Genomic DNA, 8,967 nt, shown 5'->3' with positions numbered 1-8,967 from the left:
GGGTCCTGATTCTGGACGCCGACGAAAGACTGACACCCGTTCTCCGTAAAGAAATCAGAGATGCGATCCGGAAACCGCAGGCGGAAGCTTATGCCATCTTGCGGGACACCTTCTTCTGCGGCCGGATGGTGCGTTGTTGGAGCGGTAGGGTGGTTGTGCGGCTTTTTCGCAAAGGAAAAGCCCGGTACAATCCTGAAAGAATCGTGCATGAAGGTTTGATCGTCCAGGGAAGAACCGGCAAACTTCGCAATCCCATGAAGCACTATACCTTCCGTTCTCACGACCAGTACCTGCCGAAAATTCATCTCTACACGAAGCTGGCGGCGCTCGAAGCATTTCAGCGGGGCGAACGGGCCTCTATGTCCGCCTTGATTTTTTCTCTTCCGATTCGTTTTCTCAAGAACTATGTCTTTAGCGCGGGTTTTCTGGATGGGATTCCTGGCCTTTTCATTGCCTGGCTGGCGGCTTATTCCATGTACTTTAAACTGGCAAAACTCTGGGAGATGGAAAATTCAAAAGCTACGGAGTGACCAGGGTTGATGGCAAAAGTCCTCTTCGAAATGGAAAGACTCAGGCACAGAAATAGCGGGCTTGGACAATTTTGTCTTCATTTGGGCAAGCATATCGTACAACACAAAAATCAACACGAGTTCTCATTCTACGTTCCCCCTTCTGACAGTGGAATCTTTGGCCGCGGGAACAAGTACATCGTGTCTTCAAGACTGCATATGATCACCGGTGTGAATGCGCAAGGTACAGATATTTTTCATTTACTGCACCAGGATTCGAGATATGAACCTATTCGTTTTAACGGCAAATATGTTCTTACGATTCACGATCTCAATTTCAGACTTAGATACAAAGGGTCCATGCTGAACAAGAGATTCAAGAGATTGCAGTCCAGGATCAACCGCGCCCAGCTCGTGACAACCATTTCGCATTACGTGCTCGGACAGGTGCGTCAATATTTTAAAATGAGTTGTCCGGCAAATGTGATTTACAACGGTAATACCATCGACTTGAGCATCCGGGCGGTCAAGCCTTCCTGGATACCTGACCGTCCGTTTCTTTTCTCTCTCGGAATTATTTCCAAAACAAAAAATATTTCAGCCCTTTTACCGTTTCTGCAAAAGACGAAAGATTATAATTTGATCATAGCAGGCAACAAGAAGGGCGAGTATGCAAAATCCATCCACCAAAAAATCGGATCCGATCAGCTTACCTCACGCGTATTCATGCCCGGTGAGATCAGCGAAAGCGAAAAACTGTGGTTGTATAAGAATTGTGACGCGTTCTTATTTCCCTCGACCGCAGAAGGATTTGGGCTGCCGTTGGTGGAAGCCATGAGCGTGGGAAAACCTGTCTTTGCTTATTATGGATCCTCACTTCCTGAAATAGGCGGAGACGTGGCTTTTTACTGGCATGATTTTGATCCACAGAACATGTGTGATGTGTTTGTGAAAGGGATGCACGATTTTTCTGTTCATCCCGGCAAAGCAAATCAACTGAAGGAAAGGGCCGCGCTTTTTAACTGGAATCAATCAGCGCGGGAATACGTTTCCCTTTATAACTCGGTGTAACCAGCCAGGGAATCCGTTCATCTTTGTATGAAGCTCAAAGAGTTCTTTTATCTCCTGGGAATGCAGCCCAAACCGAGAGTTTACGGATACAAAATCAACACTTTTGAGCTTGCTGAATATGGCAAAGTGGATTACGCCCAATGGTTGCACCCGCACGAAGCGGAACAGATGTTTTCACTGGATGTCATCCATCAAATCAACAAGTTCCTCTCTCCTGGTGACGCAGCCATCGATATTGGCGCTCACACCGGCGATACCACAATCGCAATTGCTCTGAGCGTGGGTAAGTCCGGGTGTGTCCTCGCCCTGGAACCCAATCGATATGTGTTCCCGGTCTTGAAAAAAAATTCGGAACTAAATCCCGATAAAACAAACATCGTTCCCTTGATGTTTGCCGCCACAATCGAAGACGGAGATTACGAATTCGAATACTCAGATGCTGGATTCTGCAATGGCGGATTGTATCCAGGAATCAGCAAGTGGAAGCACGGACATGCATTTAAGCTGAAAGTGAAAGGCAGAAATTTACAAACTTTTTTGTCTAACCACTACCCGGATGTTGTGAGTAGACTCCGTTACATCAAAGTGGATACTGAAGGATCCGATCTTGAAGTGCTTCGGGGCATTTCCGGTCTTATCAGAGAACAGAAACCGTACATAAGAGCTGAAGTGTTCAAAAAAACGAGCCCCGAACAGCGTCGCAATCTTCTACAATTTCTTAAGGGTCATGGATATTCCGTCTATCTGATTGAAAGCGACTCGAATTACCTGGGTGAGTTGGTAAACGATAACAATCTTACGAAATGGCCTCATTATGATATCTTTTGCGTCCCCGCGTGAGTAGTGCGACGCTCAGATTTCCCCTCCTTATGAAGGAGGGGATTAAGGGGAGGTTGGGGAAACACCCTAAGGAACAACCCCCCTCTTAATCTCCCCCTTTATATAGGGGGAGAAATTCCAGTACGCAACCTGCATGCTGGTAGAAAGTTAAATATCGAGCGAATATAATACTTGGTTTTTTAGATGATGCGCGCTTTTCTGACCCTTTTCGTCCTCATTGCTTTAACTCTCGCGCAAAACCTATCCGCTGATCCGCTTCATAGTGATGCCTCATTTGATGCTACCGTAGCGCAGGCCAATGAATTGTTCCTCGCTGCGGATTTTGATGCTGGAATTGCGTTAATCCAGGAAATGGAAAAGACGCGTCCGAATAGTCCTGCCGTGTCGTATTTTCTTGCAAACGGCTACTGGTGGAAAATCTTTCGCGCATATATTTACGAGACAGAGACTAAAGAGACCCCGTACGATCAATTGTTTGAACTGTATCTGGCGCAAACTATTGAGCAGTCGGAAAGACTTTTGAAGCAAAACCGATCGGATGTCACCGCTCTTTTTTACCTTGGAAATGCGTACTCATTAAAATCTCGTGTGAAGGGATTAAGGGGCAGTTATTTTTCCGCGGGCCGGGATGCCGCGAAAGGAAAGAAGTATCTGGAACGGATCCTCGAACTCCATCCAAAGCAATATGACACTTACTACAACATCGGTGTTTACAATTACATGGCGGGGGCCTTACCTGGTTACGCCAAAGTACTAAAGACCTTGCTGTTCTTGCCGGGCGGCAACAAAGAAAAAGGCCTGAACTATTTGAATATTGCGTCGAAGAAATCGATGTACTTCGGAGCGGAAGCTGAATTGATTCTGGCCCGTTTTCATGCAGATTTTGAGGATCAGCCGTTGGAGGCTATCGCTGTTGTCAAGAGATTTCATGAAAAGTATCCGAATAATGCCTGGTACAACTATTGGCTGGGAACACTGTATTTGGATGAGGTCAGTGATTACCAGACAGCCGAAAAAATTTTTATGGACGTACTGGAACGATGCCAGCGCGGAATTCCGACTTACACAAAAGAAGTCCGGAACCAGGCCCGTTTGAAGCTTGCGAGGGTTCACAGCAGGCAGCTCGCCCCTGAAAAGGCGATCGAAGAAATCAAAACATTGATCGCTGAAAAGCCGAAAGAACCTACCTGGATTCTTGTTCGCGCTCACATGGAACTCGCGAGCATCTACGACCAGATAGGAATGCGAAATGAAGCGATCCATTCATACACACAGGTCCTTTCGCTTCCAGAATATCGCCACTCTCATGGGGACGCCGAAAAACTTAGAAGTCAAAAATACAACCAGACTCTTGCCAACATTTATCGTTTGAATTTGGAAGGCCGAAGACTGGCGGCGCAGGGAAAGTTTGTTGAGGCGGAATCATCATTTCAGGCTATTTTGAAACGATACCCCAACAGCGTACAAACGCTCTATTACATGGCCGAAATGTACTATCTAAAGGAGGATTACCCGCGAGCCGAAAAATTATACAAGGATCTACTGAAGCGGAACCCCAGGGAGCCGGAGGGGCTCATTGCCGGAATTTACGTGAAACTCGGCCAAATCTATGAAGCAAGGAAGCTGAAGCTTGCCGCTAAACATTCTTATGAAAAGGCGCTCATTAACAAATTCATTGCCGCTGATGACCGAAACGCTGCGAGAAAAGGATTGCGGCAAGTAGCCAATAAAAGTTAAAGGAACCGCCAGGACGCCAAGATTTTTTGAAGAGATCTTTTTTCTTGGCGCCTTGGCGGTTGTTAAAATCGGTCCTTTAGCTTGTAGCATTTAATAAAGAAATTCTTATCGCCGATTTGGGAATCGGTACTTACTTCCTGGCCGAAAACCGTTGCCAGTTGGTAATTTTGTTCAATCCACTGCATCAGCACGCGATAGTAATCGCGGCCGAAAGCGGTTGCTCCAAATTCCGAAGTCGGCCGATTTATCAGAAAAACAAATTTCACCTGCTTCTCCCGAAGCTGCTGAATGGCTTGTTTTTCAGCTTGCAAATTGAGAAACCCGGGAGTGAGTACTTCATATCGCAGCGGAGCGGGGCGGCTGGCAAGGAAATTCAGGCAGGTGCCTTCCGGCATTCCCAAAATGAATTCGTGCGGTCCCGTATTCTGGTTGATGAAGTTCAGAGCGGCCTTGAATGCCGGCCCTTCAGCAACATCGATGCGCATGGTGCCCCGATTTGTTTGCAGAGTAAACCGGGGTTCTTTCCGGTATCGATTCACTGTACCTAGAAGCGAAATTGTAATCGTGAGTGAACACAGGATCAGTACGATCACCCGCGCGTAGTCCTGCGCTCGAGAAAATCTTGAAAAGGGACGAGGGTATGCAGCAGCAACAGAGTACACGAAAGCCAGTAGAGGGACAGGTTGCAAAAGTCCATAAGCCCCGCCACTAGGCACGCGGGTGATAACACGCGCAAGAACGGCCAGACTGTAAACGCTCAACAGAAAGATGGATCGGGGGACTGCCTGACTGCGCCAATCTTTGTCGCGTCGCAAATAGCCGTAGAGCAGCAGCCCGCACAAAAGCGGCAAAGCGCGCAACGGGCTGACGTAGACAACGGTGCCGAGAATGAAAAGAATCACAAGAAGTAGGGTCGAGCTTCCACCGCCAAGCAAAGAAAGCCATCGGATCCAGCGCCTCCGAATTGCAACCTGCTCCTGACCGGCTGGCCGGGAAAAGCAAACGCTGATCAACCCAATCAAAGCTGCGAATGAGGAAACAATCATCGTTGCGCCGGCAAACTCCATCATCGTTTTGCCGATGTCATTCATTCCCGTTCTCATGCTGTTGTAATAGATTTGCTCCCAGGGAATATGGTGCGGTAGGAAGAAGGTGTCCTTGAACAACACGCTGTATGGCATTCGAAGAGCGAGTGTAATGTAAGTGAAAACCGGGATGGCCAGAGCCGGAAGCAGCGCATAGACTAATACACCGATTCTCTGCCCGGGACGAGCTGAGATTGACAGAGCGAATGTGGATGCCAGGATCGCGAACCCGAACTCCTGTTTGCAGATCAGCGCAAGTCCTCCCAGGATTCCTGACAAGAGGAGATGAGCGGACTTTTGACTCGCTGTGTAACGGATTTGCAGGCCCAGCGCAGCTATCCCAAGCAGAGTCCCATAAAGGGCCGAAAAGGTGTAGGGGAATATCGAATGCGCTCCATGTTTGAAAATACAAAGCGCTTCTACCGCGAGAGCGGCCAATGTGGCTTCCATCGTTCCCATAAACTGCTTTCCAAGCAGATATGTGAACAGCACCAGCAGAAAGGAAGATACGATTCCTGCAACGTATAACACACTGAGATGAACACCGAATATTTTGAATAACAGTGCGTTTAGATAAGGCCCTAGCGGACCGTATAGAAAATAGACCTGGGAGTATAATGACTCGCCATTCAGCAACCGCAAGGGAACGTTCATTGCTGCGCCGCCATCAATGGATGCCGAAGCCCATTTCTGCCAGGATATGGCGCACATCAATCCGAAAACAATTGCAATCACTGCCAGAGCTACCAAATCGTTTTGGTAGCGGCGAAGAAGCGACATCGATTGATCCGGTGTGCCCTCCATCCGGATCAAACCGGCATTGCGTTCCAGCTCCGTGAATCCCCGATCCGATCGGCTTCCATTATTTGTGCCGCAATGGTGAATACGGTTTCCGGAGTGATCGATTGAAGACACAGATTATTGGTACACGGACTTTGCCGGTGATTATAGACAGACACACAGGGAGAGCATGCGTAATCTTGCCAGCACTTTTACGCGCGGGCTCAAGGGAGAAAAAAGAGTGGGAGTTTCCGGTCCGAAAAAAATCAAAATGGGAACGCTGCTCAGACAGGCAATGTGAGCAGGCCCACAGTCGCTCGTAATCAGAAGACGGCTGATGTTAAAAAGGATCACCAGCTCCCGCAGGGTTGTCTCACCCGTCAGATCGATTACCCTATCATTCGCTGCCATCCGAATCACAGCTTGCGCATCAGGCTTTTCCGAAGCAACGCCGATACACGCAATGTACAAGTCCGGGTCCTGCAGAAGAAGGCGGGCCAACCTGCCGTAGAAATCGAGCGGCCATTTGCGTAATGGGAGAAGCGCGCTGGCATTCGGATTCAAGACAATCAGCTTGCAACCCGGACCGATTGCATCGTGGAATCGTTTTAACTTGGCCCACAACGCATCCTTTTCCGTTACCGCGGAACGAATCTTCGGTAGCTCAATCGATTCATTTTTCAGAGTCTTCTTCAAAAATGGCTGCCCGGCATCCGAAGACCATAACGCTTGACTGAGGGCAAGGAAATTGTAAACCATATGGCGGTTTTGGCTGTACAAAACACGATGCGTCACGAGGTTCCCGCGAACCTTTCGAAAAGCAGGATACGCAACGACCGTGCTCCCCAGCTCGGAAATCAACAGGAAAAGGATTTTTCGAGGTTCTTCCTCGGCCTTGATTTTCCGGATGCCCAGCATCTGCTCAAGAGTATTCAGTATCGAAAGCAAAAAACAAATTGGTATCCCGGTCCAGTAATCGATGCGACGAATCGACTGAATATTCATAATGCAATCATCAACTCGACGTAAATACCTGTGTAGTAACTTTCTGTCTTGCCTTAGAGTATTCTTTAAATGAGCCCTGAAACCGAATACGCTTCTCAATGGTTTCGTTAAACCTTCCGGTTAAGCCTATGAGCAGCTCGCATATTTCCCTGACGGCAAACTCGCCTCCCTCCCTTCCCGTGACGTAATCACAGCATTGATTTTCACGCACATATTTCTCCGTCAGAGGACTTGCTTTTCTCCTCACAAAAAATGCCAGCAAGCAGAGTTTAGCCACACCCAGGTCCAGTACATCATCACAAATAAATGCCGTTCGATCGGGGCTGCAATCAAATTGCGTGCCTATGATTTCGAGAGCTTCTTCCTTGTGTTTATAATTCAAGAAAATTGCATCAAAATTTTCCCTCCGGCCAAAATTTACTGCGGAAGTATTGTTCATTCCGGTGATCATGAAGGTGCGAAGCATTTTTTTGTGCAGAAGAAAATAATTGAACCGCAGGAGATTGGTCCCCATGGCATCCGGTTCGGAAAAGAGGCTTCCTTCCTGGCTGAACTTCACTCCACTATTGAACACGCCGTCCCAGTCAAAAACAACGGCATGGATCTTCGAATATTTCTTCAGGATATTTTCAGGAGATGTCAGGAAGTTTCCACCCAGCTCCGAAAATAATTCCGACGGGTCCTTCATCTGCACTGCTTTTCTATTTGATGAATTTCAATCAACGGCTTGATGAATTCTTCCAAATCGGCGAGTTTCATCTGGCTGGCCCCGTCGCATTTTGCAACAGCCGGATCCGGGTGAACTTCCATAAATATGCCATCAACACCTGCCGCAACACCTGCCCTGCCGAGCGCGGGCAGATATTGTCGCATTCCGCCGGCCGGGTCGGCACTGGGAATTCCATACTTTCTTACAGAATGAGTGATATCGAAAACTACCGGATATCCGAATCGATTCAACTCATAAAAACTCCTCGGATCAACGATCAGGTCGTTGTAACCGAAAGCATAACCCCGCTCGGTCAAGATGATTTTCTTATTTCCCTGGGATTCAATTTTTCTTATCGGATGAATCATGTTCGCCGGGGCTGTAAACTGGCCGTGCTTGATGTTGATTGCTTTTCCTGATTTAGCAGCCTCCACTACCAGCGTTGTCTGCATGCACAAAAAAGCAGGAATTTGAATTACATCCAGGACCTGTGCAGCAGGTTTTACCTGTTCTGGAAAATGAACATCCGAAAGTACCGGCAATGAAAATTGTTCTTTGATTCTTTGCAACATTTTCAAACCCTCATCGATTCCGGGACCCTGATAGAAATCCACAGAGCTGCGGTTATCTTTCATGAATGATGATTTGAATATCATAGGGAGATTTAGCCGGTGCGAGATGCTTTTTAATTTTTCCGCAGTGGTAAACATGACCTTTTCTTCTTCGATTACACAGGGACCCGAAATCAGAAAAAATTTCCCAGAGGTCAGAATCTTATCGATCATGCTTTTTTTCATAAGTATCATAACCCAACTGGGAATTGTTGAACTGTTTTGAGTTATGATAGGAACAACCTGATGGGGGGAAGTGGCAATGAAGCGTCAAAACATGCGCCGGGCATTTGAATTGTTTTGCGGATTTCTTTTCGCCTGTCTGCTTACGATTCTTTTCTGCGCAGTAGCGGCGCTACCAGCCTATTCGGAAGAATCGGCTCAAGCGCACGAAAACGTCGCGAAAGATTTCGTGAAGGACCTCGGTAAGAATTCCATGCGTCTTTTTTCGACACGCAATGCGACCCCATTCGTGGTCGGCGTCTCCGCGTCCGGTCTGAGTCGGCTTGCAGACCGGAGTGTTAGTGAATTCTTTGAAAACGGAAATCGGTTGGGTAATTCCGAAGAAGTGGGCACCTTTCTCGGCCTGGATATCTTCCTTGCGTCCGGAACTGCAGCTC

General features: G+C 47.7%; 9 protein-coding genes. 5 read left to right on the top strand and 4 right to left on the bottom strand.

Annotation, left to right across the window (positions count from 1 at the left end; all coding sequences use genetic code 11):
- From L0156_09475 to L0156_09460, 4 genes are all read left to right on the top strand, one after another.
- Positions 1-530 (top strand): glycosyltransferase family 2 protein (locus L0156_09475; GenBank protein ID MCI0603232.1); only part of this gene is annotated, 530 nt, incomplete at its 5' end.
- A gap of 180 nt (positions 531-710) precedes the next feature.
- Entirely contained in the window at positions 711-1,580 is an 870-nt protein-coding gene (locus L0156_09470; protein MCI0603231.1) for a glycosyltransferase family 4 protein, read from the top strand.
- 27 nt (positions 1,581-1,607) lie between these two features.
- Positions 1,608-2,420: an FkbM family methyltransferase gene (locus tag L0156_09465; protein MCI0603230.1), complete on the top strand. Its 813-nt coding sequence runs from the start codon at positions 1,608-1,610 to the stop codon at positions 2,418-2,420.
- 183 nt (positions 2,421-2,603) lie between these two features.
- Positions 2,604-4,157 (top strand): tetratricopeptide repeat protein, encoded by a 1,554-nt coding sequence (locus tag L0156_09460; GenBank protein ID MCI0603229.1) that lies wholly within the window; start codon positions 2,604-2,606, stop codon positions 4,155-4,157.
- A 62-nt stretch (positions 4,158-4,219) separates the two neighbouring features.
- Here L0156_09460 and L0156_09455 read toward each other — a convergent pair whose 3' ends face one another.
- Genes L0156_09455 through kdsA form a run of 4 tightly spaced genes read right to left on the bottom strand, consistent with a single transcriptional unit; the run spans position 4,220 to position 8,533 of the window.
- Entirely contained in the window at positions 4,220-6,157 is a 1,938-nt protein-coding gene (locus L0156_09455) for a glycosyltransferase family 39 protein (GenBank protein ID MCI0603228.1), read from the bottom strand.
- Between the two features lie 30 nt (positions 6,158-6,187).
- The gene (locus tag L0156_09450; protein MCI0603227.1) at positions 6,188-7,027 is read right to left on the bottom strand and encodes a hypothetical protein; all 840 of its coding nucleotides are present in this window, start codon (positions 7,025-7,027) and stop codon (positions 6,188-6,190) included.
- Between the two features lie 10 nt (positions 7,028-7,037).
- Complete coding sequence (locus tag L0156_09445; protein ID MCI0603226.1) at positions 7,038-7,715, bottom strand: phosphatase; 678 nt, start codon at positions 7,713-7,715, stop codon at positions 7,038-7,040.
- Complete coding sequence (kdsA, locus tag L0156_09440; protein MCI0603225.1) at positions 7,712-8,533, bottom strand: 3-deoxy-8-phosphooctulonate synthase; 822 nt, start codon at positions 8,531-8,533, stop codon at positions 7,712-7,714. Before kdsA ends, L0156_09445 begins: the two co-directional genes overlap by 4 nt.
- 76 nt (positions 8,534-8,609) lie before the next feature.
- On the opposite strand from kdsA, the gene L0156_09435 reads away from it, so the two are divergent.
- A partial coding sequence (locus L0156_09435; protein ID MCI0603224.1) for a hypothetical protein occupies positions 8,610-8,967 on the top strand: 358 nt, incomplete at its 3' end.

This window comes from bacterium (assembly GCA_022616075.1).
In the GTDB taxonomy this organism is placed as follows: Bacteria; Acidobacteriota; HRBIN11; order JAKEFK01; family JAKEFK01; genus JAKEFK01.
This window is presented reverse-complemented; position numbering and strand designations above follow the sequence as displayed.

What these genes read in the sequence shown, in the direction of transcription:
- L0156_09445 (MCI0603226.1), bottom strand. Translation starts at nt 7,715, where the DNA reads ATGAAGGACCCGTCGGAATTATTTTCGGAGCTGGGTGGAAACTTCCTG.
- L0156_09450 (MCI0603227.1), bottom strand. Translation starts at nt 7,027, where the DNA reads ATGAATATTCAGTCGATTCGTCGCATCGATTACTGGACCGGGATACCA.
- L0156_09465 (MCI0603230.1), top strand. Translation starts at nt 1,608, where the DNA reads ATGAAGCTCAAAGAGTTCTTTTATCTCCTGGGAATGCAGCCCAAACCG.
- kdsA (MCI0603225.1), bottom strand. Translation starts at nt 8,533, where the DNA reads ATGAAAAAAAGCATGATCGATAAGATTCTGACCTCTGGGAAATTTTTT.
- L0156_09460 (MCI0603229.1), top strand. Translation starts at nt 2,604, where the DNA reads ATGATGCGCGCTTTTCTGACCCTTTTCGTCCTCATTGCTTTAACTCTC.